Annotated in this window: 26 protein-coding genes; 17 read left to right on the top strand and 9 right to left on the bottom strand. The window is 62.4% G+C overall.

Annotation, left to right across the window (positions count from 1 at the left end; translation table 11 throughout):
• Positions 1–25: 25 nt before the first annotated feature.
• Positions 26–817, bottom strand: a complete 792-nt coding sequence (locus HKK55_RS12585; protein ID WP_169354980.1) for a TIM barrel protein — start codon at positions 815–817, stop codon at positions 26–28.
• Positions 814–1836, bottom strand: a complete 1023-nt coding sequence (locus HKK55_RS12580) for a Gfo/Idh/MocA family oxidoreductase (protein ID WP_169354979.1) — start codon at positions 1834–1836, stop codon at positions 814–816. Before HKK55_RS12580 ends, HKK55_RS12585 begins: the two co-directional genes overlap by 4 nt.
• A gap of 196 nt (positions 1837–2032) precedes the next feature.
• Here HKK55_RS12580 and HKK55_RS12575 point away from each other — a divergent pair, with 196 nt between their 5' ends.
• Positions 2033–4087: a sigma-54-dependent Fis family transcriptional regulator gene (locus tag HKK55_RS12575; protein WP_169354978.1), complete on the top strand. Its 2055-nt coding sequence runs from the start codon at positions 2033–2035 to the stop codon at positions 4085–4087.
• Here HKK55_RS12575 and HKK55_RS12570 read toward each other — a convergent pair.
• Positions 4034–5077 (bottom strand): LacI family DNA-binding transcriptional regulator, encoded by a 1044-nt coding sequence (locus HKK55_RS12570; RefSeq protein ID WP_169354977.1) that lies wholly within the window; start codon positions 5075–5077, stop codon positions 4034–4036. The two genes, HKK55_RS12575 and HKK55_RS12570, sit on opposite strands and share 54 nt — an antisense overlap.
• Before the next feature lie 183 nt (positions 5078–5260).
• On the opposite strand from HKK55_RS12570, the gene HKK55_RS12565 reads away from it, so the two are divergent.
• The 5 genes from HKK55_RS12565 (at position 5261) to HKK55_RS12545 (ending at position 9803) form a co-directional block, all read left to right on the top strand.
• Complete coding sequence (locus HKK55_RS12565) at positions 5261–6373, top strand: fatty acid desaturase family protein (protein ID WP_169354976.1); 1113 nt, start codon at positions 5261–5263, stop codon at positions 6371–6373.
• Between the two features lie 38 nt (positions 6374–6411).
• Entirely contained in the window at positions 6412–6732 is a 321-nt protein-coding gene (locus HKK55_RS12560) for a MocE family 2Fe-2S type ferredoxin (protein ID WP_169354975.1), read from the top strand.
• Positions 6733–7018: 286 nt separating this feature from the next.
• Positions 7019–8260 (top strand): NAD(P)/FAD-dependent oxidoreductase, encoded by a 1242-nt coding sequence (locus HKK55_RS12555; protein WP_169354974.1) that lies wholly within the window; start codon positions 7019–7021, stop codon positions 8258–8260.
• Position 8261: 1 nt separating this feature from the next.
• Positions 8262–9098, top strand: coding sequence for a sugar phosphate isomerase/epimerase (locus HKK55_RS12550; protein ID WP_169354973.1), 837 nt, complete (start codon positions 8262–8264; stop codon positions 9096–9098).
• Between the two features lie 75 nt (positions 9099–9173).
• Positions 9174–9803, top strand: a complete 630-nt coding sequence (locus tag HKK55_RS12545) for a LysE family translocator (protein WP_169354972.1) — start codon at positions 9174–9176, stop codon at positions 9801–9803.
• Here the strand turns inward: HKK55_RS12545 and HKK55_RS12540 are convergent, their stop codons facing one another.
• Positions 9804–10115, bottom strand: a complete 312-nt coding sequence (locus HKK55_RS12540; RefSeq protein ID WP_169354971.1) for a hypothetical protein — start codon at positions 10113–10115, stop codon at positions 9804–9806.
• A 236-nt stretch (positions 10116–10351) separates the two neighbouring features.
• Between HKK55_RS12540 and HKK55_RS12535 the strand changes: the two genes are divergently transcribed.
• From HKK55_RS12535 to HKK55_RS12525, 3 genes are read left to right on the top strand one after another with little or no spacing between them, the layout of a single operon-like run.
• Positions 10352–10996: an STN domain-containing protein gene (locus HKK55_RS12535; protein ID WP_237151368.1), complete on the top strand. Its 645-nt coding sequence runs from the start codon at positions 10352–10354 to the stop codon at positions 10994–10996.
• Positions 10993–11538 (top strand): RNA polymerase sigma factor, encoded by a 546-nt coding sequence (locus HKK55_RS12530; protein ID WP_169354970.1) that lies wholly within the window; start codon positions 10993–10995, stop codon positions 11536–11538. Before HKK55_RS12535 ends, HKK55_RS12530 begins: the two co-directional genes overlap by 4 nt.
• Positions 11539–11577: 39 nt before the next feature.
• A complete protein-coding gene (locus HKK55_RS12525) occupies positions 11578–12501 on the top strand; it encodes a FecR domain-containing protein (protein ID WP_169354969.1) in 924 nt (307 codons plus the stop codon).
• 25 nt (positions 12502–12526) lie between these two features.
• Here HKK55_RS12525 and HKK55_RS12520 read toward each other — a convergent pair whose 3' ends face one another.
• Positions 12527–13138 (bottom strand): type II secretion system protein GspJ, encoded by a 612-nt coding sequence (locus tag HKK55_RS12520; RefSeq protein WP_169354968.1) that lies wholly within the window; start codon positions 13136–13138, stop codon positions 12527–12529.
• Positions 13135–13587, bottom strand: a complete 453-nt coding sequence (gspH, locus tag HKK55_RS12515) for a type II secretion system minor pseudopilin GspH (RefSeq protein WP_178128880.1) — start codon at positions 13585–13587, stop codon at positions 13135–13137. Before gspH ends, HKK55_RS12520 begins: the two co-directional genes overlap by 4 nt.
• 124 nt (positions 13588–13711) lie before the next feature.
• On the opposite strand from gspH, the gene HKK55_RS12510 reads away from it, so the two are divergent.
• A complete protein-coding gene (locus HKK55_RS12510; RefSeq protein ID WP_169354966.1) occupies positions 13712–14143 on the top strand; it encodes a type II secretion system protein N in 432 nt (143 codons plus the stop codon).
• Between the two features lie 6 nt (positions 14144–14149).
• On the opposite strand, the gene gspI is transcribed toward HKK55_RS12510, so the two are convergent.
• Positions 14150–14539: a type II secretion system minor pseudopilin GspI gene (gene gspI, locus HKK55_RS12505; protein ID WP_169354965.1), complete on the bottom strand. Its 390-nt coding sequence runs from the start codon at positions 14537–14539 to the stop codon at positions 14150–14152.
• A 148-nt stretch (positions 14540–14687) separates the two neighbouring features.
• On the opposite strand from gspI, the gene gspG reads away from it, so the two are divergent.
• Genes gspG through gspF form a run of 7 tightly spaced genes read left to right on the top strand, consistent with a single transcriptional unit; the run spans position 14688 to position 22803 of the window.
• Positions 14688–15137: a type II secretion system major pseudopilin GspG gene (gene gspG, locus HKK55_RS12500; protein WP_169354964.1), complete on the top strand. Its 450-nt coding sequence runs from the start codon at positions 14688–14690 to the stop codon at positions 15135–15137.
• Positions 15137–16096 carry a type II secretion system minor pseudopilin GspK gene (gspK, locus tag HKK55_RS12495; protein WP_237151346.1) on the top strand — a complete coding sequence of 320 codons (960 nt, stop codon included), beginning with the start codon at positions 15137–15139 and terminating at the stop codon, positions 16094–16096. The genes gspG and gspK overlap by 1 nt, the downstream gene beginning before the upstream one ends.
• Entirely contained in the window at positions 16093–17241 is a 1149-nt protein-coding gene (gene gspL / locus HKK55_RS12490; RefSeq protein WP_169354963.1) for a type II secretion system protein GspL, read from the top strand. The genes gspK and gspL overlap by 4 nt, the downstream gene beginning before the upstream one ends.
• Complete coding sequence (gspM, locus tag HKK55_RS12485) at positions 17225–17791, top strand: type II secretion system protein GspM (RefSeq protein WP_169354962.1); 567 nt, start codon at positions 17225–17227, stop codon at positions 17789–17791. The genes gspL and gspM overlap by 17 nt, the downstream gene beginning before the upstream one ends.
• Positions 17788–20142: a type II secretion system secretin GspD gene (gspD, locus tag HKK55_RS12480; RefSeq protein WP_169354961.1), complete on the top strand. Its 2355-nt coding sequence runs from the start codon at positions 17788–17790 to the stop codon at positions 20140–20142. Before gspM ends, gspD begins: the two co-directional genes overlap by 4 nt.
• 31 nt (positions 20143–20173) lie before the next feature.
• Positions 20174–21592 (top strand): type II secretion system ATPase GspE, encoded by a 1419-nt coding sequence (gene gspE, locus HKK55_RS12475; protein ID WP_169354960.1) that lies wholly within the window; start codon positions 20174–20176, stop codon positions 21590–21592.
• Complete coding sequence (gspF, locus tag HKK55_RS12470; protein WP_169354959.1) at positions 21592–22803, top strand: type II secretion system inner membrane protein GspF; 1212 nt, start codon at positions 21592–21594, stop codon at positions 22801–22803. The genes gspE and gspF overlap by 1 nt, the downstream gene beginning before the upstream one ends.
• Positions 22804–22968: 165 nt before the next feature.
• On the opposite strand, the gene HKK55_RS12465 is transcribed toward gspF, so the two are convergent.
• Positions 22969–24009, bottom strand: coding sequence for an alpha/beta fold hydrolase (locus HKK55_RS12465; RefSeq protein WP_169354958.1), 1041 nt, complete (start codon positions 24007–24009; stop codon positions 22969–22971).
• A gap of 107 nt (positions 24010–24116) precedes the next feature.
• Positions 24117–24506, bottom strand: a complete 390-nt coding sequence (locus HKK55_RS12460; protein ID WP_169354957.1) for a GFA family protein — start codon at positions 24504–24506, stop codon at positions 24117–24119.
• Positions 24507–24514: the final 8 nt, after the last annotated feature.

Here is a 24514-nt window from a genome sequence, read left to right as displayed (position 1 = left end):
TGTTATGAGTTGAAATTCATCAAGATCAGAGGTGCAGGGTGAACGCTTGCCGAAAGCGCTCCAGGGCCGTTTCGCTGTCGCCGCTGGCCCAGCCTTCGAGCCCGACGACGCCGGTGTATCCCATGTCGAACAAGGCCTTGGCAATCGCCGGGTAATGGATTTCACCAGTACCGGGCTCCTTGCGGCCCGGCACATCGGCCACCTGGATTTCGCCGATGGCGCTGCCGGCGCGCTGGATCAGTTCGATCAGGTTACCTTCGCCGATCTGGGCATGGTAAAGGTCCAGGTTCATCTTCAAATGCGGGCTGCCCACGGCTTCGATCAACGCCAGGGTATCGTCGGCGCGGGCGAAGGGTGTGCCGGGATGGTCGACCTCGGTGTTGAGGTTTTCCAGCAGGAACACCCGGCCGGCGTCTTCTCCCAGACGGGCGATTTTTTCCAGGGTCTTGCAGGCGCTCAGCCACATGCGTGCGCTGGTGTGGGCCACGGGTTTGACCGGCAGGCCTCGATCCCCCAGACCGGTGCCGTGCAGGTTGAGGCTGGGGCAATTCAACTGGGCTGCGATGGCCAGGGATTCCCGCGCACTGTCCAGCAGTTGCTGGATGTCGTCGGCATCGGTCAGGTTGCCGGCGATGTAGCCGGTCATGGAGGTGAAGTCAGCGCCGGTAGCGACCAAGGCTGCGATGTCCTTTTTCGTCCAGTCCCATATTTCGGCACTGAAACCCAAGCTGTGAATCCGTTTGACGCGTTCGGTGAAAGGCAGGTCGAGGAAGACCATTTCGGCACTGACGGCCAGCTTGAACGGTATGAAGCTCATGAGCGGGCTCCTGGTACGGCCACCGGTTTGCCTTGCTGGAAGGATTCGATACAGGCGCGGGCAATGGCCAGTGCTGCTCGTGCATCCTCGCCGCTGGCCAGGGGTTTGGCGCCGGTACGCACGCAGTCGACAAAGTGGTTGAGCTCGGCGATGTAGGCGTCGCGCAGCAGGTCGGTGTCTATGCGCTGGGTATCGGCCTGGATGCCGCTGGCCAGGTAACGCACCAGGTCGGAGTCGTTGAGGCTGCCCATGGTTAGCATGCCTGCGCTGCCGAACACTTCACCGCGCACGTCGTAGCCATAGACCGCCTGGAAGTTGGCCTCGGCGGTGGCGATGGCGCCGTTGTCGAAGCGGATCGTGACCACCGCCGTGTCCAGAAACCCTTTGTCCTTGTACGCCGGGGCGATCAACGCATCCGCCATGACCTGCACCTGAACGGCTTCGGCGCCGGGGTTGAGGTAGCGCAGGGTGTCGAAGTCATGAATCAGGGTCTCGAGGAAAATCACCCATTGCGGCGAAGCGGCCGGGTTGTTCAGGGCCGGGTCGCGGGTCAGCGAGCGCAGCAGTTGCGGCGTGCCGATACGGCCGGCGACCACGTCCAGGTGCGCGGTGCGAAAGCTTTTGGCAAAGCGCCGGTTGAAACCGACTTGCAGCGCGACCTGGGCATCAGCGGCTGCGGCGATGGCGCGGTCGGCTTCGTCGAGGGTGATGGCCATGGGTTTTTCGCAAAATATCGCCTTGCCGGCGCGGGCAGCGCTGATCACCAGTTCGGCATGGCTGCGGGCGGGGGCGGCGATCAATACGGCGTCTATTTCCGGGTCTTCCAGCAGTTGCAGTGGGTCGGTATAGACCCGCTCCACACCCAACTCTGCCGCCAGGCGAGCAGCCTGGCCGGGTGTCGGGTCGGCGATGGCGGCCAGGCAGGCTCCGGGGATGTGCCGAGCGGCGGTCAGGCCGTGAAAGCTGCCCATACGGCCGGCACCGATAAGGCCGAGGCGGATGATCTTGGAAGTGCCCATGGATGACTCCTTTTCTTGTTGTTCAATGGCTCCGCGACAGGCGTTCTGCGCGGTTATGGACAACAGAGCAAGCGTCATGCCATTTGTTAACTGATTGAAAATTATGGATTTATTATTTTAATTATTAAGTAAGTGTTCATTTAAAAGACATGTCTATACTGACATGTCAAAAATATGAACATAGGGGCGAGCGTCGATGCCGGTGAACCCACAGCCCATGGCCTTCAGCGCGCAAGACCTGGATTACATTACGGCCCTGGGGCCTGCGTCCTTGAGTGGCGAACCCATTGCCGAGCTGGACCAGGCGTGGCAAGCGTGCCAGGAAGGGCGCACCGCACGGCCGGCCGGCGTCAGGCAAGTGATCTGGGACTCATGGCGGCGCAGCGTCGAGGCCGGCCTTGACCCGGACGATGGCAGTTACCGGTTTGTCGCGCCTGACATATTGTCGGCCACCCTGGCGGACAATCGGGTGTTGATCGCCGCTGCCGCAGAAGTCATGCGTGGGTTGCTGGCCTACAACCCCAGGGGCCATATCAACCTGACCGATGCCGACGGTACGACCCTGTATTTCTGCGGCCTGGACCTTACCCCGGTGGGCAGTCGACTGCTGGAGTCGGTACAGGGCACCAACTGCACCGGGCTGGCGATTGCCGAAGACCGGTTGATGTATGTGCTGGCCGAGGAAAACTTCGGCACAGGCTTGCGTCGACGACGCATGCACTGCGCCGCTGCGCCCATTCGGGACGATCAGGGCAAGACACTGGCGATGCTGACCCTGACCGCCGAGCCGGGTTGGTTTCACTTCCATACCCTGGGCACCGTCCAGGCTGCCGCCGAAGCGGTCTCGCGGCAGATGGCGCTGCAAACCCTGTTGGAAGAACAGCAAACCGTGCTTGAAGTACTCAATGAAGGCTTGGTGGTGCTGGATGAGCGCGGCCGCATCAAGGCACTCAATGGCTATGCCCGGCAACTGTTTCGCGTGGGCCGGGACCTGCTCGGTAGCCCTTTCCAGTGCCTGGGTCAGAGCGAACTGAGCGCTGAAATCCTGATGCGTGGCGGGGAAGGGCTGCGGGACCTGGACTGCACGTTCGAGCTGCATGATCGCAGTCACCTGGCGTGCCTGGTTTCCGTCTGCGCACTGGAGCAGGGTGGGCGCGTGGTGTCTCTGCGTGAAAACCGGCGCATCCGGGAAATCACCCGGCGAATCATCGGCACCCAGGCCAGCTACACCTTCGAGACCATCCAGGGGACTTCGCGTGCGATCCAGGACGCCTTGCACCTGGGCCGCATCGCCAGTCGCAGTGACTCGACCACCTTGATCCTGGGTGAAAGCGGCACCGGCAAGGAACTGTTCGCCCAGGCGATCCATAACGCCAGTGACCGTTGCAGTGGGCCGTTCGTGGCGGTCAACTGCGGGGCGATTCCGCGGGACCTGGTGCAGAGTGAATTGTTCGGGCATGTCGAAGGCGCCTTCACCGGATCGGCCCGTGGCGGTTCTGCGGGCAAGTTCGAATTGGCCGATGGCGGCACCATCTTTCTCGACGAAATCGGCGACATGTCGTTCGACGCCCAGGTCAGTCTGTTGCGGGTCTTGCAGGAAGGTGAAGTGACACGTGTGGGGGCCAAGAAATCCCGTCAGGTGGACGTGCGCATTATCGCTGCCACCCACCGTAACCTGAGCCAGGCGGTGGCCGAAGGCGCCTTCCGTGAAGACCTTTACTACCGGCTCAACGTGCTCAACCTGACGGTGCCGCCGCTGCGCATGCGCCGGGACGATATTCCCTTGTTGGCGCGGCATTTTCTTGGCCGTTGCGCGCGCTCGATGCGCAAGTCAGTGCAGGGGATTGCACCCGAGGCGTTGGAGATCCTGGCGGCTTACGGTTGGCCGGGCAATGTCCGCGAGTTAGAAAACACCATCGAACGTGCGACCAACCTGGCGCTGACCGAGCTGATTCAGGTGGCGGACCTGCCCCTGGAAATCAAGCAAAGCCCCCGTCACTCGGCGCCAGGTAGTGTGCCGCAGCCCCAGGCCGCCCAGGACCTGGGCACCCATGAAATGAACGCGATCATCGCGGCCCTAAAGGACACCGGCGGCAATATCCGCCTGGCCGCCAGGCAACTTAATGTGTCCCGTGGCGGGCTGTATAACAAGATGAGTCGGTTCGGGCTGAGTGCCGGGGATTTTCGTGTTGTGGGATCAAGCATTCTGCGAAGTGATGATTTGCAGCGGAATATAGACCCGATGCTGTAGCGGATCGAAATCCGGCGTGGTCTGCAATTGCACCAGCAAATCCACGAGTGCCGGGGCGAGCAAGCGTGGCTGGGCGTCGATGACCAGGCTGATCAGCCCATCTGCCAGGGCTTGTCGCGACAGCTCGGTCGACTCTTGCAGGATGCAGCACAGCGACGGGCGTTTGGGTAGTTGCGACAGCGCGTTGATGACCCCGTCGCCACCGCCACCGACCACACACAGCGCGCGTAAATCCTTATGACGGGACAGCAGTTCCAGCGTGGCCTCTTCGGTGATGTCGCAGTTATCCAGGTTGATCACCGCTTCGAGCATCTGCAACCCTGGTGCATGCTCGGCCAGGTAACTGCGCAGGCCTTCGACCCGAGCCTGATGGCCGAGAAAACGATGACCGCCTAGCAGTACGGCAACGCTGCCTTTGCGTGCGCCACAGGTGTGAGCCACCAGCCAGCCCATAGTGCGCCCGAGTTGATGATTGTCCTGGCCGACATAGGGTTCGGCGGCGGCCTCATGGATATCAGACAGCAGGGCCACCACCGGAACGCCAGCCTCCCGGATCTGCGCGATGGCGGCATTGATCTGTGGGTGAGCGAAGCTGACCACCGCCAGGCCATCGCACTGCACCGCCAATTGTTCAATCTGGGCAATGATGGCGCCGGGTGTGCGATCAACGATGTACTCGAACTGACAGATGACGTTGGCGCCTTCCTGACGCTGCGCCGCCTCTTTGATGGCGGTGGCTACGTTGGCGTAGAACGCCTGGGCGGTACCCAGCAGCAGGATGCCGAAACGGTAGCTCGGGCGACGTTCGCGGATGCGTTGGCCAATCAGCCTGGCGGCGAAATAACCGACGGCTTCGGCGGCCTGGAATACCTGCTCGGCAGTTGTGGGGCTGACGGGCGCTCGCGCGTTGAGCACCCGGTCCACGGTGGCGACACTCAAACCGGCGTACTCGGCGACCGTGGCGATGGTTGGGCGTTTTTTATCGTTCATGGTGGGCCCCGAAAGCGTCTTGATAGAAAACTATCAAGCTGTATTGGGCCTGGATGATAGCTTGATAGGGAATGTATTCAAGGGATTGAGCGCGGTTTGTGTGCTCTCTATATTTTCCCAAGCGATGACCTCCCACCTTCAGGCGAGCGCCTGAAATCATCCCGCTTGCGGAGAACAATAAAAATGCCTGAACACAACGCCGCCTTTGAACAACCTGGCAACGCCCAACCTCGGGACTATCGACTGACCGGGCCCGAAGCCGCCCGGGCGGTACAGAAAGGACTGGTGTCGGCCAACTGGTACCAGTCGCCGGTGTCCCGTAAACGCATGAAGGAGTTGATGCAGCGCCGCGATGGTCCGGCCTTGCGGGACACTGCGATCTGGCTGTTGGCGCTGCTGGCGACCGGGTTCGGTGGCTACGGGTTCTGGGGCTCGTGGGCTTGCGTGCCGTTTTTCTTCGCCTACGGGTTGCTCTACGGCACCGCATCGAATGCCCGTTGGCACGAAACCGGGCACGGCACGGCGTTCAAGACCCGTTGGATGAATGATGTGATCTATCAGGTGTCGAGCTTCATGTTCATGTTCGAGCCGCATGTGTGGCGCTGGAGCCATGCACGCCACCACACCGACACCATCATCGTCGGGCGAGATCCGGAAATCGTCGAACCACGTCCACCGAGCCTGATCATGATGGTGCTGAGCCTGTTCCGGATGCCTTATGCGTTGAAGACCATGGTTTCGGTCTGCCGGCATGCGGCGGGACGCATGAGCGAGGAGGAGCAAACTTTCATCCCCGAGTCCGAATGGCCCAGGGTCGTGCGGGATGCGCGCATCTGGATCGTGATCTACGGGCTCACAGTGGGAGCTGCGCTGTACCTGCAAAGCTGGTTGCCACTGATGTTTATCGGCCTTCCGACCCTCTATGGCGGTTGGCTGTCCTACCTGTTCGGGCTGTCGCAGCATGTGGGCCTGGCAGAGGATGTACTCGATCACCGCAGTAACTGCCGCACGATCTACATGAACCCGCTGCTGCGCTTCCTGTATCTGGACATGAACTATCACCTTGAGCACCACATGTACCCGATGGTGCCGTTTCATGCCCTGGCGCAGTTACACGAAGAAATTCGCCACGATTGCCCGCCGCCCTATACCAGCCTGTTCGACGCCTTCAAGGAAATTCTCCCGACGATCTGGCAGCAGCGCAAAGACCCGAACTACTTCGTACGGCGCCCGGTACCTCAAGGCTCGCAACCCGAGGCCGCTATTGTGGCGCAACCAGAAGCCTTGGCTGGCTGACACCTTCGATGCCTGTACAACAACAAGAGAAAAAAGCCATGACTGATCAATGGATCGATGTGTGCGCCGTGGACGATATTGATGAAGAAGACGTCATCCGTTTCGACCATGCCCAGCGTACCTATGCCGTTTACCGTTCGGCCGACAGTGAGTACTTCGCAACCGATGGCCTGTGCAGCCACGAGGCCATCCACCTGGCCGATGGGCTGGTGATGGACCATGTCATCGAGTGCCCCAAGCATAACGGTCGCTTCGACTACCGCTCCGGCAAGGCGTTGGGGGCACCGGCGTGCGTCAACCTCAAGACGTATCCGGTCCGGGTCGAGGCGGGGCGTCTGCTGCTCGCCATCACGGTTTAAGAGTCAGCCCTTTCAAGGTCTTTGAGCACGCAGCCCAATACGGTTGAAACATCCAGCTCAGGGCCGTGAAGATCAACTGTGGGAGTTGTCGAGCTTTAGCGAGGCTGCGATGACGTCGGCACAGCCAACATTGAGGGTGCCTGACCCACCGCTATCGCAGCCTCGCTAAAGCTCGACAACTCCCACAAGGGTTTTACGTCGCCGGTTAGATCTTCGTCTCTAGCCTGATGCGACTGTTTTTTCAAAGACATTGAAAGGCTGGGTTTAAGAGTGAGGAATATGCGCCATGAGTCCTGACAACGCGCCACTGGTTATCGTAGGGGCGGGGCATGCCGGTGGCAGGGCAGCCTTGACCTTGCGCGAGGAAGGTTATCGCGGCCGCCTGGTGCTGATCGGGGATGAGTTGCACCCGCCCTACGAACGTCCGCCGCTGTCCAAGGGGCTGCTGCAAGGTACCGTTGAGTTGGCCGGATACAGCCTGTGCGACAGCGCTCGGCTTACCGAGTTGGGTATCGAATACCTGGCGGGCAATCCGGTGAAATCCCTGGAGCCGGCGCAGCACCGCCTGCAATTGGCTGACGGCCGCTGGCTGGACTATGGGCGTTTGTTGTTGGCCACCGGGGGCAGGGCACGGCGCCTGTCTCAGGTGCCGGAACACTGGGCCAATGTGCTTTATCTACGTACCCATGACGAAGCCCTGGCCCTGCGTGCGGTGTTGCGCCCCGGCGCCCGTCTGGTGGTGGTCGGCGGCGGCTTTATCGGCCTTGAAGTTGCAGCCACCGCCCGAACCCTGGGCTGCAGTGTGACGCTGCTTGAAGCGGGGCCGCGTCTGGCAGGAAGAGTGCTGCCGCAGCGTCTGTCCGACGCCCTGCTGGCGTTGCATCGCAGCCACGGTGTGGACGTGCGGTTGAACGTGGCCATCGAGACGGTGCAGGGCAGCCTGCAGGCCGAAGCCGTGCAGTTGGTCGACGGCCAGGTGTTGCCTTGCGACCTGGTGGTCGTGGGGATCGGCATGCTGCCCAACACCGAACTGGCGGCGGCCGCAGGGCTTGAGGTTGGGCAGGGCATTCGCGTCGATGCGCAATTACGCACCAGCGCACCTGATGTGTTTGCGGCGGGGGATGTCTGTGAGTTTCGCCTGCACCCCGAAGGTGTTTTCCAGCGTCAGGAAACCTGGTGCAACGCCGAAACCCAAGGCCGTCATGCGGCGCTGAACCTGTTGGGCGGCGGGTTGCCCTTCGAGGTCGTTCCCGGCTTCTGGTCTGATCAATACGACTGGAGTTTGCAAACAGTCGGGGTGATTTCCACTACAGCGCCTGCGGCGAGCCGAACCTTCCCGGAGGGTGGTTTCCTGCTGTTCTACCTCGACACCGCGCAACGCTTGTTAGGTGCATGCGGTTGGGCCCCGGGCAACAGCGTGGCCAAGGACATCAAGTTATGCGAGCGGCTGATCGCTCACCCTGGCCCGCTTTCACCGTGCGCACTGGCCGACGCCAGCGTAGCGCTCAAACAATTATTGAGAAGCTGACATGAGTGAGTTCCTGATATTTCAATCCCTGTGGGCCATGCAAGATCACCGTGGCCAGTGTGAGCTGCCCCTGCAAGCACAGCTCGAGAAGATTGCCGCGGCCGGCTACGACGGCATCACCGATCATTTCTGGAATGCCCGGTATGCCGCCAGCTTGCACACTGCCGCCAAGGCCTGCGGCCTGCAGATCGAAGGCCAAGTGTTCCCTCGCAGCGTGGATGACCTGGCGGCAGCGCTGGATGTGGCTTGCCGTCATGGCTGTCATCACCTCACCCTGCAAGCGGATATCCGGCCACGCACCCTGGCTCAGGCGATCAAGCTGATCGAAGGTTGGCAACGCCTGGCCGAACAGGTGGACTTTCCGATCCTGCTGGAAACCCATCGTTATCGTCTGACCAGCGACTTGCTGTTTACCCTCGACCTGCTGGAAGAAATACCGGATCTCAAGTTGTTGGCTGACCTGTCCCATTACGTGGTCGGTCGTGAGTTACCCGAACCGGGAGCAGCCGAGGACGATGAGCAAATTCGTACTCTTTTGCGCCACAGTTGGGGTTTCCATGGCCGGGTTTCCAACGGTGAGCAGGTCCAGGTGCCCTTGAGCTTCCCCCAGCATCGACCCTGGCTGGAGCGTTTCCTCGGCTGGTGGCGCTACGGAATCGAGGATTGGCTGGCCCGCGCCGAGCGGCCCGACAGTCTGTCTTTTACCTGTGAGCTGGGGCCGCCGCCCTACGCGATAACGGGGAGCGAGGGGCGCGACATCAGCGATCGCTGGGCCGAAGCGTTGCTGCTCAAGGACCTGATGCGTGAGGTGTGGGGCGAGTGCCAGGCACGTCCATAGAGAGGAGGGTGGCTGCATTCCGTCTGGCGGTCGGCTACATTGACCATCCGCCACCCACGCCGGAGCCTTGCCACGATGGACCTTTCAACGCTGCTTCTCTACATTCTCGCCGTCAGCGCCGTGATGATGACGCCGGGGCCTTCAATGCTCCTGGCGTTGAGCAATGGCGCCTCCAGGGGCATGCGTGTCGCCGGCTTTGGCATTGCAGGCGCGGCCTTGTCCGACCTGCTGTTGATTGGCGCCGTCGGTCTGGGGCTGGGGGCATTGCTCCAGGCTTGCGAGCATTTGTTCTCGCTGGTCAAATGGGTGGGCGCGCTGTACCTGCTGTACTTGGCCTGGGTGTTGTGGCGCGCGCCCACCCGGGCGTTGTCCGCGTCTGAAGTGACGAGCACCGCGAGTGGACGTTCGGCGTTCCTGCGGGCGTTGTTCGTCGGGCTGTCTAATCCCAAGGGGCTGATCTTCTTCTCGGCGTTCCTGCCGCAATTCATTCAGCCTGCCGAACCTGTCGCCCAGCAGTACCTGATATTGGCGGTGATCAGCGTGCTGATCGACTGCGTGATGATGAGCGTCTACGCCATCGGGGGGCGCCACGCCATGCGCAGGTTTTCATCCAGGGTGATGCAGTGGGTCAACCGCAGTTGCGCGGGCATCCTGGTGGTGCTGGCGTTGGGGCTGACCTTGTATCGGCGCCAGGGCAGCCATTGATCATGGCCGCTGCGGTTTGACCGACGTGCCGAACGTATTACCCATGCGCACGCTGGTGGCGGCCGGCGTCGAGAGGCCGATCTGATTCGGTGGGCGCTTTTCGATAGGCACGTTTTGCGCTTCCTTATTCTTCTGCGTGGCCTTGGCTGCCTGCGGGTCGTTGCCCATCTGCCGACTCAGGCAACCATAGTCCGGCGCTTTGTAACCATCGACCTTGACCTCGGTACAGCCGCTCGGAGCCTCTTCGGCGTGGGCGATCAACGGCAAGCCTGCACACAGCAACAGGCCGGCAAGGGTCGGGAGCAGCTTCATTTTTCGCCTCCATGCGGCCTCGAAGAAGTAAGCCGTTATGGGCTGCAAGTGTAGTGCACGGCACTTGGCGAAACGGTGATGTTTTTTTTGCAATCACCGTAACATCAGATTCATAAACTGGCCTCAGGATGACGGTTTTCTAGGACACGTCAGCCGTGCAGCGATGCAGAGCAAAGGTCGAGCGGGGGGCTTGGAGGCACGCGGCTTTCGCGGGCTGTTGCCTGCTCCTGCTGTTTCTGGCGTTACCGGTGGCGGTGCGTGCGGCGCCGCTCGAAGTGTCGCCTTTGATCAACCTGGACCTGTCGGCACAGAACTTGGCACCAGCCCTGGAAACCTTCAGTCGGGCCACCGGGATGGCGGTGCTGGTGGACCGTGAGCTGACGCGGGGACGGCGTTCGATTGGGGTGCACGGGCGTTACAGTGCACCGCAGGCCTTGGGCGTATTACTGACAGGAACTGGCTTGATGGCGCGTTATGCCCGCAGCGATGCGTTCACCCTGCAAGTACCCGAGGTCAGTGCACCTGCGTCGACTCGGGGGTCGAAGGCGCGCGGCACGGCGCGAATCAACAGCAGCTACGCCACGGCCCTGCAACGGGCCATCGAGCGCAGCTTGTGCCGTTCGCCGCTGACCCGCCCGGGCAGCTTTCGCGCACTGGTTCAGGTGTGGGTCAACCACGACGGTCTCATCGAACACAGTTTCCTGGTCACCTCAACCGGTGATCTTCAGCGCGACGAGGTACTGGTACGCACCCTCGCCAGTACCCAAGTCGAACGTCCGGCACCCAGCTCGTTGCGCTTGCCGGTCACTTTACTTCTGATGCCCGACACCACAGGAAAACGCATGGAATGCACAACAGGGGAAGGAGTTCCGGGGGCATGAAAGACACCGGGCACAGTCCGATGGTCAGGTTGTTCCTGGCGTCCTACGAGGACTTCAGGGTGCGCTTGCGCAAACGCCTGGGGTCGGAAGACCTGGCCAACGATGTCCTGCATGAAACCTACCTGCGGGTTGACCGCATGGACGAACCGCCAAACCTGTTGCAACCCAATGCCTACCTGTACCGCATGGCCTTGAACATCGCCGCCGACCGGCGCCAGGCGGATGCCCGACTGTTGACCGGCAGTGAAGTCGAAGAGCTGCTGCTTACGGTGGACGAAGCCCAGGATCCCTCACGGGTGGTGGGTGGCCAGAAAGAAATCCAGTCACTGGTCAAGGCCCTCTACGAGCTGCCGGCGCGGAGGCGCAAGATCCTCATTGCCGCTCGGTTGGAAGAGGCGCCGCACCTGGAAATCTCCCAGCGTTTCGGCATCTCTACCCGCATGGTCGAGAAGGAAATCAAGGCCGCCCTGGGGCACTGCGCACAGCGCCTGGAAAGAAAAGTGATCCAGCGGTTCGGTCCCGGTGCCGGAAAACCGTCTTAAGTGTTGAGTCCCTGGAAAAATCCGTGAGTACCTGCGCGCTTGAATATTTTTAGCCTCCCCACCGCTCGGGATATACCCGACAGCCAGCTACGCGGCGAAGCCCGGGACTGGCTGGTTCTCCTGACCTCGGGCCAGGCCACTGTCGCCGATGCCAAGGCCTTACGCCAGTGGTGCGCCCAGAGCCCGGAGCATGCCCAGGCCTTCGAGCAGGCCAAGGTGTTGTGGCACCAACTGGCGCCTGCCGCCGAGCAGCAGCAACCGCGTCATTTCGGGCGGCGGGCTTTTCTGGGCGGTGCGATTGCGGCGTCGGCTGCGTTGTTTATGGTGCGGTTCACGGTGCCCGGTGGCTTTGCAGGGCTTACGGCGGACTATCGCACCGAGGTGGGTGAACAACGCCGGGTCGAGCTGGGTGACGGCGTCAGCCTGGAGCTCAATACCCAGACCCGTATCAGTCGCCGCGAGCAGGGCATCGAGGTGCTGGAAGGAGAGGTCGAGGTGATGGCCGGTGCCGCGCAGCCGCTGAGGGTTCAGGCGGGCACCGGCTGGGTCACTGCCGCCCGGGCGCGCTTCAATGTTCGCAATACCGATCACAGCGTCTGCGTGACCTGCATCGACGGTTCACTGTTGGTGCAGGTCGCCGGGCGCAGTGTCCGCCTGGGCAGCGGTAGCCAGTTGAGTTACGACGCTGCCGGGCTGGGTGAACCGGTGGCCGTGGATACCCAGGCGGTGATCGCCTGGCGCGAGCAGGTACTGGTGTTCAACAACGCGACCCTGAACACGGTGATTGACGAGATCAACCGTTATCGCCCGGGGATGCTGGTGCTGCTCAATGCCGAGCTGGGCAAGCGGCGGGTGCAGGCGCGTTTCAACCTCAACCAGTTGGCGGGTGTGGCGTTGCTGATCCGTGATGCCTATGGTGCCAAGTGCACGGAGTTGCCGGGTGGGGTGGTGTTGTTGAGTTAGGTTTCTGGCTGTAGAGCCAACCCCATTAATTCAAAGGCCCCAACACCTGCCGATACCGCTCAACCCCCTGAGGCGTCTCACGCACCAGACTGATCTCCATTCCCAGCGGATTCTCCTGCCGATTCCCGCTCAATTGCCGCCACCCTTTGTCCGCATCCCAGACCCGCACCTGCACATCACTCACCTGATTCAGCACCGCCACCGCATCCCGAGGCGCGGGCAGTGGATACCGGTCCTGTGGCGGTGCAATCGCCCGGTACAAGGTGTCGCCCTTGAGCCACCAGCGTACCCGTTGCAAGCCGGTACTCGGATTCGCCGCACTGCGGATCAGCTCCAGGCGAAAGCCCTTGCTGTCGGAACTGCGCACCGTCAACGCTGGCAGGGCACCCGGAGCCGGGCCCGGCGTTTCGGCGTTGTCCGGTAGCGCCAACTCAATCCCGGCCCGCAGGCTGACGTCCTGCTGCAGCTGATTCAGTGCCCGTAACAGCACTTCGGTCTGTTCGGTACTGGCCTGCAAGTGACTGTCGGCGCGGGTGACGCTGTCCAGGCCGCGCCAGGCGATCAGGCTGACCACCGCCATCAGCATGATCGCCACCATGACCTCGATCAGCGTGAAACCGTTCTGCCGGTTCTTCATGGCTGGTTCACCACCCGCAGTAGTCCAGCCGCGTCCCGTTGCAGGCTGAGACTGTGTTGCCCGTCGGACAACACCACTTGCAGCGGCGGGTTGATCCATTCGGCATTGAGTATCAGGAGTTGCCGGGGCTCGATGCGTACTTGCATTGGCGTGCTGTCCCAGGGGCGCGGACGCAGTTGCTCGTCGCGGTTGAAGAACTCCAAGCCCAAGCCGTCGTCTGTCGGCCGGCTGAAACGGAAGCCTTTGGCGTCTGCCCGCCAGGTGATTGCCCGGCCGTCGGCACGGGCTTCGGCCTGGGCCACCTGTAACAGCTGACTCAAACGCTCGGCGTCCTTGCGCAACAGGCGCAGCGGGTCCGGCTTGATGCTCAGGCTGATGGCGGCGCTGGCGATGCCGATGATCACCAACACCACCATCAGCTCGATCAAGGTGAAGCCCTGTTGTTTGATTCGGGTCATGGTGCGCTCCCTGGCGTTAATTCGATCCTGCACGATGAACATGATGAGTCTGTGAAATAAAAACGTGCGAATTGACCTGTAGGCTGTCGGGACGGACAAACAGGAGGTCCCGCCCATGGCATTCGCCCATCGTTTTTCACCCGCCCAGGCCGTCCAGGCGTTGGCGTTGCTGACGGTACTGGCCGGAGTGGTGACCTGGACGTCGCTATTGTTGACGTCCGCCGAGTCCCACACGCCGGCGATCACGCCCCAGGCGCTGGCCGCCCATAGCGACAACCCGGCGCGACAATGGTTTTCCAATGTTCCGGCGCCGCTGGACGTCAAGGTCACGGGTGTGCTGGCCGGGGCCCGTGGCGCGGTGGCGATCCTCAGCCTCAACGATGGCCCGCCCCGCAGCTTTCTGTCGGGAGAACGCCTCAGCCCAGGGGTACGCTTGGCTGCTATTGAAGGCGATGGGGTGGTGATCGAGCGCGGCAGCGAAAAGGTCCGGGTGAATCTCGCCACGCTGCCAGACGGTCCGGCCTTGCCAACGCTCACTCGGCAGTAACCTCGCTCACTGCGCCGCTTTCAAGGGCGGCCGCCCCAATAAGGTTTCCAGGCGCGCCAGGGGCGGGGCTTCGCGGGTGCTGTCCAGCACCTGCACACTGACCCTGAACAGCCGGCCATCAGCGCTGGGATTGATCACCTGTTCGCAGCGCAGCCTGAGTCGGCCCTGATCACACTCGAAGACCTTCTTGCCGGGGCTCAAACGGGCCTCAAGGCGCAACTCCGCCAAGCGGCTCTGGGCCGCCAACAGGGCCATCGACTTGTCCCGCAGCAAGCCATTGCTCTGGGTCATCAAGCCCGCCACGCGAACAGCTGCGGCCATTGCCACGGCGATAATCGCCAGCGCCACCAACACTTCAATCAGGGTAAAGCCTTGCTCGTTGCGAGGGCCGCCCATGACGTGCTCCTGGCCGGGAAACAGCCCCGCAGACTAGCGCCGCAACTTTACCGATTGGTGACTAAAGCTCCCGAGGATTATCAATACGACTGACATGTGTTCTTGCAACACTGCGCGGCGAAAAGCACTCAAGCCTAGGAATGTCGAGATGGATATCGCGCACTTCACGTCCCCGTTGCCAGGCCCTCGCGGCCAGCGTGGCTTCACCCTGATCGAGATCATGGTGGTGGTGGTCATTCTCGGAATCCTGGCCGCGATGGTGGTGCCCAAGGTGCTCGATCGACCGGACCAGGCGCGGGCCACGGCCGCCAAGCAAGACATCGGCGGGCTGATGCAGGCGCTGAAACTCTACCGCCTCGACCACGGCAGTTACCCGACCGCAACCCAAGGCCTGAAGGTGCTGGTGGAGCGCCCGGCGAATGCCAAAGACAGCAACTGGCGCGCCTACCTGGAACGCTTGCCCAATGACCCTTGGGGTCGGCCTTACCACTACCTCAACCCAGGCGCCAATGGCGAGATCGATGTGTTCTCCCTGGGCGCTGACGGCCAACCGGATGGTGACGGTGTGAATGCCGATATCGGTTCCTGGCAACTTTGATGAACCTCCGTTCACAGCGTGGCATGGCGATCATCAGTGCCTTGCTGATCGCCGCCGTGGTTGCGGTCATCGCCGGTGCCATGCTCACCCGGCAGACCGTGTTCACGCGTAGCCTGGAAGCCGAGCAACTGCGTATCCAGGGCCGCTGGGTGTTGCAGGGCGGGCTGGAGATCAGCCGCCAGATGCTTTGGGATGCGCGTCAACGGGATGTCTTGACCCGGCTTGACCAACCTTGGGCCAGGCCCATTGTCGGGCCCAAGGCTGCGAACCTGGGAGCGGCCTTCGAGGGGCATCTGGTCGATGAGCAAGGCAAGTTCAACCTGAGCAACCTGGTCATCCGTCAACAGGTGGATGTGGCGCAACTACGAAGTTTCGAGCGCCTGTGCCAGTTGATCGGGGTCGACGCCGCTCTCAGTCAACGCATCAGCCAGCGGGTGATCAGTTCCTATGATCAGCGCTTGAGCAAATCAAGTAGCAATGGCACTGGCCTCAATAGCGGTCGAGACACGTCCCCTGGGGCGAATGACGAAGTGTTGCCGGCCAAGCGGCCGATGTTGCGCAGCCTGGAAGACCTGGCGGATATCGACGGCCTGGGCCCGCGCCTGCTGCAACGGATGGCGGCGTATATCAGCGTGTTGCCCGGCAATACCTGGGTCAATGGCAACACCGCCAGCGCCGAAGTGCTCAGTGCCGTGGTGCCAGGGCTCGACCTGTCCCGGGCGCGAGCGCTGGTGGGCGAGCGTGACGGCGGGCGCTGGTTCATCAATCGCGGGGACTTCGTCAACCGCTTGCGTTTGCCGCAGGTGGCAATGGACGAAGTTCAGGTGGGGATTACCAGTGAATGGTTTCGCCTCCAGGGCCAAGCCCGGCATGAGCAGCGCCGGGTCACGCTTGACGCGCTGTTGTATCGCCCCGAAGACCGACAGCCCCAGGTGATCTGGTCACGGGTGGGTGCATGAGTCGCCTGCGTATTGCCTTACCGCCGCTGGATCAGTTAAGTGTCGAAAGCCTGGTGCAATTCGTCCGTCTGGACCGTGCCGGACGCGTCACAGGTGAAGGCCGTAGCAGCCTGGCGCAGTTGGGTCAGGCGCACAAGGCAGTGACGGCCGAGTGCTTTCTGCACCCTCGGGACAGCCAATTGGCCAGTTTGGAGTTACCGCAGTTGCCGTCGGCAAAAGTGGCTGCGGCGGTTGCGTGTGCGGCCCAGGCATTGATTCTGGGGCCGATCGAACAGATGCACGTCGCCCACGGTCCTCGGGAGACTACCGGCCTGGTTCAGGTGGGCTGGCTGCCCCTGGCTGGCCTTGAGCAGTTGAACCGGGTCTTGACTCAGGCGCAGTTGAACGTGCGCGGCCTGTACCCGGCGCCTTATGCCTTGCCGGTACCTGCCGCAGGGCAATTGACCGTCGCGCTGGTCGATGAACAGTTGTTGCTGCGCCACAGTTTGCAACAGGGCGCGGTGCATCCATTGGGGCCGCAGGCGCTGGATGACTTGATGCGCAGCGGTGCTGACCTGCATCAGGTGGCCGAAGGCGCAACGCAGTTGAGTGGCACGCCACCGACCTGGGGCCTGCATGGCCGGCTCAAGGCAGCGGATGCAGGCACCGCCGGCTGGGGCAGGGCACTGGCCTTCAGCGCGTTGGCGCTGGTGGTCTGGACCCTGGGGCTGAACCTGTATGCCGCGCGCCAAGTGGATGAAGGGCAACGACTCAAGGCGCACATGAGTGAGCAGGTCAAACAAACCTTCCCCGAACTGTCGATCATTCTCAACCCGTTGCAGCAGGCTCGCCAGCAACTGGCCGCACGCCAGAATGGCGCGGCCGGCGACCCTGGTCAGCGCTTTACCAGCCTGTTGCAGCTGGCGGGCAGCAACATGCCGTTCATGGTGGGCAGCGTCGAAACCCTGGTCTTCGAAGAAGGTCGGCTGCACCTGAGTCTGCTGGCTGACAGTCGCAGCCCAGCCGTGGAGGGTGACTGGCAAGCGGCGTTGGCCGAGGCCGGTTTTAGCGCCACTCGCGACGACCAGGGCTGGACCCTCGTCCCGGCCACCGAGCAGGTCGACACCGATGAGTCTGCCGGAGACGACGATGATGAAGATGAATAATTTTGCATATCGCGCCCGCTGGCAGCGCCTGAGCAGCCAGGGCCAGGTGTTTTGGAACGGCCTGGCCTTGCGGGAAAAACGCTTGCTCATCGGCGCAGCCTTGGTGCTGATTGGCCTGTTGTCGTGGCTGCTGCTGATCCAGCCACCGCTGAAGAAGCTCGATTACTGGCAAGCCGAGACCCCGAAATTGCGGGCCCAGGCCGAGACCTTGCAGGCGTTGTTGCAGACCGCCACCCCAAACCCTCGAGCGCTCGCCGGGCAAGACCTGGAGGCCGCCCTGCGTCAGGCCCTCGACGACGCCGGGCTCAAGGGACGCTATCAATTAGAGACCGCCGAAAGCGCTGCCCCCGGCAGTTGGCGTCTGACCTTTCAAGAGGCTCCGGCTGAGGCGGTTGTGGGCTGGCTGCTGGACAACACCCGCGCATTTTCCCTGGACGTGTCCGAGGCCCGCCTGCAACGGACGGGCACGGCCACCGCTGAAGACTCGGCCGGCACATTGTCCGGCACCGTTCGCATGGATCAGGCGCCTGGCGCTAAGGAAGCTTCATGAAGTGGTCTGTTTCCAACGCTGCGCGTCGCCGCACGGTCGCGCCCCTGTTGCTGTTGGCATTGGGTGCGTGCAGCACCGGCCAATCACCGACCCCCAAGCCCTTGCTGGTGGACAGTGAGCTGGGCCAGCCTTTGGCCGATACCCGACGTAGCGGCGACACAACGCTTGACCATAAAACGATGCTCAGTACCCCGGAGCAACGGCCTCGGGTGCAGCATCCGGTGACCAACAGCGCTCGTGGTCATGCCGTCGCCCCCAGCAGAACGGTGCCCAACCCCTTGGGTGACCAGCCGGTGCAACTGAACTTTGTCGACGCCGATATCCAGGCGGTGGTGCGGGCTTTGTCTCGTGCCACTGGCCAGCAATTTCTGGTGGACCCACGGGTCAAGGGCAACCTGACCCTGGTCAGTGAAGGTCAGGTACCGGCGCACCAGGCCTACGACATGTTGCTGGCGGCGCTGCGGATGCAGGGCTTCAGCGTGGTGGACGTTGGCGGGGTGTCTCAGGTGGTGCCGGAGGCCGATGCCAAACTGTTGGGTGGACCGATCTATGCCCCAGGCAGCACGGGCGGCAATGGTATGCAGACCCGCACCTTTCGCCTGCAATACGAAAACGCGGTCAACTTGATCCCGGTACTGCGCCCGATTGTTTCGCCGAACAACCCAATCAACGCATACCCCGGCAACAACAGCATTGTCATCACCGACTACGCCGAGAACCTGACACGGGTGGCGCAGATCATCGCCGGCATCGATACCCCAAGCGCTATCGACACCGATGTGGTGGCGGTGCAGAACGGCATTGCCGTGGACATCGCGGCGATGGTCTCCGAACTGTTGGAAAACCAGGGCGCCGACCAGACCCAGAAAATCAATGTGATCGGCGACCCGCGCTCCAACTCGATCATCATCCGCGCGGGCAGCCCGGAGCGCACGGAGTTGGCGCGCAACCTGATCTACAAACTGGACAATGCCCAGAGCAACCCGAGCAATATGCACGTGGTGTACCTGCGCAACGCCCAGGCCGGCAAGCTGGCCCAGTCCCTGCGCGGCTTGTTGACCGGTGAAAGCGAGAGCGGCACCAGCGACAACGGACGCTCGAAACTGAGCAGCATGGGCGGCAGCACGCAGGGCGGCCAGGGCAGTACGCAAAACAGCAGCGGCACGCCCACCGGCAGTGGCAGCTCCTCGGGCAGCGGTGGCTACGGCCAGGGCGCCAGTGCTTCCAGCAGCCAGGGTGCGAGCCCTTCGGCAAGCGACCAGAACACCGCGTTCAGTGCCGGTGGCGTGACGATCCAGGCGGACGCTACCACCAACACCTTGCTGATCTCGGCGCCTGACCCGTTGTACCGCAACCTGCGGGAAGTCATCGACATGCTCGACCAGCGCCGGGCCCAGGTGGTGATCGAAAGCCTGATCGTCGAAGTGGGTGAGGACGATGCCAGCGAGTTCGGGGTGCAGTGGCAGGCGGGCAATCTGGGAGGTAAGGGCGGGTTTGGCGGGGTGAATCTCGGTGGCAGTGGACTCAATGGTGCACCCACCAGCAAGACCAGCATCGACGTGCTGCCCAAGGGCCTGAATATCGGCCTGGTCAACGGCACCGTCGACATTCCGGGGATCGGCAAGGTGCTCGACCTCAAGGTCCTGGCCCGCGCACTCAAGAGCAAGGGCGGCACCAATGTGTTGTCGACGCCTAACTTGCTGACCCTGGATAACGAGGCAGCGAGTATTTTTGTCGGGCAGACCATTCCTTTTGTCACCGGCAGCTATGTGACCGGAGGCGGCGGAACCAGCAATAACCCGTTCCAGACGGTGCAGCGCGAGGAGGTGGGGCTTAAGCTCAATGTGCGGCCGCAGATTTCCGAGGGCGGCACGGTGAAGCTGGATATCTACCAGGAGGTCAGCAGTGTCGACCCACGGGCCTCGGTGGAGGCCGGGACGGTCACCAAAAAGCGCGCGATCGACACCAGCATCCTGCTGGATGATGGGCAGATCATGGTGCTGGGAGGGTTGTTGCAGGATGGCTATAGCCAGAGCAATGACGCGGTGCCGTGGTTGTCGGATATCCCCGGATTGGGGGCGTTGTTCAGGAATGAAAGCCGCAGTGTGACCAAGACCAATCTGATGGTGTTTTTGCGGCCTTACATCATCCGCGACGCCGCAGCGGGGCGCAGTGTTACGTTGAACCGCTATGAGTTTATGCGCCGGGCCCAAGGGGAGTTGCAGCCGGAGCGCAGTTGGGCCATGCCGGATGTGCAGGCGCCGCAGTTGCCTTCGGTGGAGAAGGCGATTCCGGGGGCGACGCGGGCGGTGATCAGGGCGGTGCCGATTGAGGGGAGTGCACGCCAGTGATGACGATGTCGGACGCCCAAAGGAGGGTGTCATGAGCTTGCTCCCTTACGTCTGGGCCAAATCCCAGCGCATCCTCCTGCGCCCGGGTGAGAAGGGCCCGTTGCTGACCATTTGCCCCTCGACTCCCGGCTGGTCCATCAACGAAGTCCACCGCCAGTTCGGTCCAACCTCTCTGGAGCACGTGCGCGACGACGAACTCGACGGCCTGCTGGCCAGTTCTTATGCCGACACCGGCAGCGCCGCCGCCGTGGTGGGCGCGGCTGAGAACGAAGTCGATCTCGACCGCCTGATGCAAGACATGCCGGAAATCACCGACCTGCTGGACACCCAGGACGGTGCGCCGGTGATTCGCATGATCAACGCCTTGCTCACCCAGGCCGCCCGCGACGAAGCCAGTGACATTCACATCGAGCCCTATGAAAGTCACTCGGTGGTGCGCTACCGCGTCGACGGCACCTTGCGTGATGTGGTGTCGCCCCGCAAGGCGCTGCACGGCGCGTTGGTGTCGCGGATCAAGATCATGGCCCAGCTCGACATTGCCGAAAAACGCCTGCCCCAGGACGGTCGTATTGCCCTGCGGGTGGCGGGCCGGCCCATTGATATTCGAGTGTCGACGGTGCCCACCGGCCATGGCGAACGGGTGGTGATGCGGCTGCTGGACAAGCAGGCCGGGCGCCTGCAACTGGAAACCCTGGGCATGGAAGCTCAACTGTTGGCCAGGCTCGACACCCTGATCCGCCAACCCCACGGCATTGTGCTGGTGACCGGGCCCACGGGCAGCGGCAAGACCACCAGTTTGTACGCCGCCCTGGCGCGGCTGGACGCCAGCACCAGCAATATCCTCACCGTCGAAGACCCGGTGGAATATGACTTGCCGGGTATCAGCCAGATCCAGGTCAACGCCAAGATCGACATGACATTCGCCCTGGCCTTGCGGGCGATTCTGCGGCAGGACCCGGACATCATCATGATCGGTGAGATTCGTGACCTGGAAACCGCACAAATCGCCGTGCAAGCCTCGCTGACCGGGCACCTGGTGCTCGCGACCCTGCATACCAACGACGCGGTGTCGGCGGTCAACCGCTTGATCGACATGGGCGTCGAACCCTTTCTGCTGGCCTCATCCTTGCTCGGCGTATTGGCCCAGCGCCTGGTACGCCGCCTGTGCCCGCACTGCAAGGAAGAAGACCCCGCGAACCCTGGTACCTGGCGCCCGGTGGGGTGCGCTCACTGCAACCAGATTGGCTACAGCGGTCGAACGGGCATCCACGAATTGTTCTGCATTGACGATGACCTGCGCGGGCTGATCCATCAGGGCGCCGGCGAACAGGATTTACGCGCCGCCGCGCGGCGGGCAGGGATGTTGAGCATGCGCGAGGACGGCGAACGCTGGGTGCGTAGCGGCGCCACCGCCCCCGAAGAAATCCTGCGTGTGACACGGGACGCCTGATGAATCGCTACCGTTATGAAGCCGCCGATGCCACCGGCAAACTCGAATCCGGCCACCTGGAAGCCGACAGCCAGAGCGGCGCCTTTGCCAACCTGCGCAGCCGGGGCTTGACCGCCTTGTTGGTGCAGGTTGAGGACAACCACCCGACGGCCAATGCGGGTGGACTGTTCAGTGCCAAGCTGTCGGACAACGACCTGGCCTGGGCCACCCGTCAACTGGCTAGTTTGCTGGGGGCCAGCCTGCCGCTGGAGGCGGCCCTCAGTGCCACGGTGGAGCAGGCCGAGCGTAAGCACATCGCGCAGATCCTCAGTGGCGTGCGCGCCGATGTGCGCAGCGGCATGCGCCTGGCCGACGCCTTGGCGGCGCGGCCTCGGGATTTTCCGTCGATCTACCGGGCGCTGATCGCAGCGGGGGAGGAGTCCGGCGACCTGGCTCAGGTCATGGAGCGCCTGGCGGACTACATCGAGGAGCGCAACAATTTGCGGGGCAAGATCCTTACGGCGTTCATCTATCCGGGGGTGGTTGGGCTGGTATCCATCGGTATTGTGATCTTCCTGTTGAGCTACGTGGTGCCGCAGGTGGTCAGCGCATTCTCCCAGGCGCGCCAGGACCTGCCCGGGCTGACGTTGGCGATGCTCAATGCCAGCGACTTTATCCGCGCCTGGGGCTGGTTGTGTTTTGCCGTACTGGTGGGCGGCTTCTGGAGTTGGCGCCTGTACCTGCGTAACCCGGTGGCGCGCTTGAGCTGGCACAGCCGGGTCTTGCGGCTGCCGCTGATTGGGCGCTTTGTGCTGGGCCTCAACACCGCACGGTTTGCCTCCACGCTGGCGATTCTGGGTGGCGCCGGGGTGCCATTGTTGCGGGCGTTGGAGGCGGCGCGCCAGACCTTGTCCAACGACCGCCTGAGCCAATGCGTCACCGATGCCACTGCCAAGGTGCGCGAAGGCGTCAACCTGGCACAAGCCCTGGCGGTGGAGAAGGTGTTCCCGCCGGTGCTGATCCATCTGATCGCCAGCGGCGAAAAAACCGGCTCCTTGCCGCCGATGCTTGAACGCGCCGCGCAAACCCTCTCGCGGGACATCGAGCGGCGGGCCATGGGCATGACGGCATTGCTCGAACCTTTGATGATCGTGGTGATGGGCGCGGTAGTGCTGGTGATCGTCATGGCGGTGTTGTTGCCGATCATCGAGATCAACCAGTTGGTCACTTAGGGCCTGCTCTTTCAAGGTCTTTGAAAAATCAGTCGCATCAGGCTGGGGATGAAGATCTGACCGACGACGTGAAACCCTTGCGGGAGCTGTCGAGCTTTAGCGAGGCTGCGATGCGTTTTTAAGGGATGAGAGAGGGCCTGAACCAACCGATGGTTCAGGCAGAGCTTAGTTGGGCAGTGATTGCGCCAGAAACTCGGTGATCAGCGCTGTAATCTGTTGCTGGATCACCTCGCGTGGCCGAGCGCCGTCGCCATCTGTGCAGATGATGCCATCGCCTGGCACCTCTTCTTCGAGCATCGCCATCGCGCCGGGCTTGCACACCGACATAAAGCTGAAGTGGCTGGCGTCGTTGATCTCGACATAACGCGTTGAAGCGTGGGGCAGCCGTTTGGCCAAATCAGCGGATTCCAACTGAGCGGGAAGCTCTTTAGACGGCATTCCCGCCGCGATCACCAGCGCCGGCACCGGCAGCACTGCAAGGCTTTCATCGGTCAGCCCGCGTGATAGGCCCAGGTCCAATGAAACAATGGCGGTCACGCGTTTATCGCTCAAGTCGGCGGCCAACCGGGCCTTCGATGCCGGGGTGCTGGCGGGGTTCATCTGTTGGTAAACGGTGCAACTGGCCAACTCTGGGTGGACCTTGCAGTCCTCGGCAAAACGCTCGGGGTCGAAACGTGCGCCGGCGATTTCCAGGGCGGTCCAGCCGCCGAGTGAGTGGCCCACTACCGCAATTCGACGCTTCGCGATCTTGCCAAATTGTTCCGGTTGGGCCATGACTGCATCGATGGCCCTGCTGATGTCGGCAGGTCGCAGCCATAACTGTGCCGCGGCTTGAGGGCTGCGGTCCTGGCTGGTGGTGCCGGGGTGGTTGACCGCCGCCACGATGTAACCCTGATGAGCCAGCGCACTGGCCAGCCACGCCTGTTTGCCCCAATTACCTTGGAAACCGTGGGAGAGCACGATCAACGGATGTTCACCGGCAGCCGCTGGCGCGTTTTGGACGGCAAGGACTCCGACAAACACTGGATTGTCGGCGATCAACTGTGGCGCGGCGGCGGTTGTACTGGGGTACCAGACGACCATCTCCAGCGGGCGCTCATTGTGCGCGTCAGGCAGTGTCGAGGCCTGGAACCCGATAGGGCTATCGTCGGCGAATGCGTGGGTGGTCAGGCAGATCAGAAGCAGGGCGGCGAGAGCTGTTTTCAATGTCTTTATCTTCCTTGATTAGATCAATTCATCAGAATCTGAAATCCGCTGTAGGGCGCGTTTCCATCAGGCCGAAAGGGGCCTGTCACGGGGTCGCTCTAAAGCGGTCACTGGGACGGTGGCCATTCATACCATGTTGCCTTGGATTCCACCTCTATGTGCTTCTGCTTGTCGGCAGTGAACGTGGAGTCCAGAGTGCCCATCGCTATCGAGATCCACTCGGCGAATTCCCCTTGGCTTCTTGACCAGAACAACGATGAGCCGCATTCGGCGCAGAACTGGCGAAGTACGGATTCAGAGGACTGGTACGACTTGATGCTCTCGGCACCTTGGACAAGATGCAGATCGCTACGCAATACACTGCCATAGCTGGCAAACGCGGCGCCATGGCTTTTGCGGCATTGATTGCAATGGCAGTGAGTGAGGGCTTTGGGTCGTGACTGGATTTCGTATTTGACGGCGCCGCAAAGGCAACTGCCCTGAAAGATGTCGGTCATAGCGGACG

The sequence above is a fragment of the Pseudomonas sp. ADAK18 genome, from assembly GCF_012935695.1.
Taxonomy (GTDB): domain Bacteria; phylum Pseudomonadota; class Gammaproteobacteria; order Pseudomonadales; family Pseudomonadaceae; genus Aquipseudomonas.
The sequence above is the reverse complement of the archived record's forward strand: the minus strand, read 5'-3'. Positions and strand labels throughout refer to the sequence as shown.

Coding starts and splice junctions, on each gene's coding strand:
- HKK55_RS12585 (WP_169354980.1), bottom strand. CDS start 817: ATGAGCTTCATACCGTTCAAGCTGGCCGTCAGTGCCGAAATGGTCTTC.
- HKK55_RS12580 (WP_169354979.1), bottom strand. CDS start 1,836: ATGGGCACTTCCAAGATCATCCGCCTCGGCCTTATCGGTGCCGGCCGT.
- HKK55_RS12575 (WP_169354978.1), top strand. CDS start 2,033: ATGCCGGTGAACCCACAGCCCATGGCCTTCAGCGCGCAAGACCTGGAT.
- HKK55_RS12570 (WP_169354977.1), bottom strand. CDS start 5,077: ATGAACGATAAAAAACGCCCAACCATCGCCACGGTCGCCGAGTACGCC.
- HKK55_RS12565 (WP_169354976.1), top strand. CDS start 5,261: ATGCCTGAACACAACGCCGCCTTTGAACAACCTGGCAACGCCCAACCT.
- HKK55_RS12560 (WP_169354975.1), top strand. CDS start 6,412: ATGACTGATCAATGGATCGATGTGTGCGCCGTGGACGATATTGATGAA.
- HKK55_RS12555 (WP_169354974.1), top strand. CDS start 7,019: ATGAGTCCTGACAACGCGCCACTGGTTATCGTAGGGGCGGGGCATGCC.
- HKK55_RS12550 (WP_169354973.1), top strand. CDS start 8,262: ATGAGTGAGTTCCTGATATTTCAATCCCTGTGGGCCATGCAAGATCAC.
- HKK55_RS12545 (WP_169354972.1), top strand. CDS start 9,174: ATGGACCTTTCAACGCTGCTTCTCTACATTCTCGCCGTCAGCGCCGTG.
- HKK55_RS12540 (WP_169354971.1), bottom strand. CDS start 10,115: ATGAAGCTGCTCCCGACCCTTGCCGGCCTGTTGCTGTGTGCAGGCTTG.
- HKK55_RS12530 (WP_169354970.1), top strand. CDS start 10,993: ATGAAAGACACCGGGCACAGTCCGATGGTCAGGTTGTTCCTGGCGTCC.
- HKK55_RS12520 (WP_169354968.1), bottom strand. CDS start 13,138: ATGAAGAACCGGCAGAACGGTTTCACGCTGATCGAGGTCATGGTGGCG.
- HKK55_RS12510 (WP_169354966.1), top strand. CDS start 13,712: ATGGCATTCGCCCATCGTTTTTCACCCGCCCAGGCCGTCCAGGCGTTG.
- gspI (WP_169354965.1), bottom strand. CDS start 14,539: ATGGGCGGCCCTCGCAACGAGCAAGGCTTTACCCTGATTGAAGTGTTG.
- gspG (WP_169354964.1), top strand. CDS start 14,688: ATGGATATCGCGCACTTCACGTCCCCGTTGCCAGGCCCTCGCGGCCAG.
- gspK (WP_237151346.1), top strand. CDS start 15,137: ATGAACCTCCGTTCACAGCGTGGCATGGCGATCATCAGTGCCTTGCTG.
- gspL (WP_169354963.1), top strand. CDS start 16,093: ATGAGTCGCCTGCGTATTGCCTTACCGCCGCTGGATCAGTTAAGTGTC.
- gspM (WP_169354962.1), top strand. CDS start 17,225: ATGATGAAGATGAATAATTTTGCATATCGCGCCCGCTGGCAGCGCCTG.
- gspD (WP_169354961.1), top strand. CDS start 17,788: ATGAAGTGGTCTGTTTCCAACGCTGCGCGTCGCCGCACGGTCGCGCCC.
- gspE (WP_169354960.1), top strand. CDS start 20,174: ATGAGCTTGCTCCCTTACGTCTGGGCCAAATCCCAGCGCATCCTCCTG.
- gspF (WP_169354959.1), top strand. CDS start 21,592: ATGAATCGCTACCGTTATGAAGCCGCCGATGCCACCGGCAAACTCGAA.
- HKK55_RS12460 (WP_169354957.1), bottom strand. CDS start 24,506: ATGACCGACATCTTTCAGGGCAGTTGCCTTTGCGGCGCCGTCAAATAC.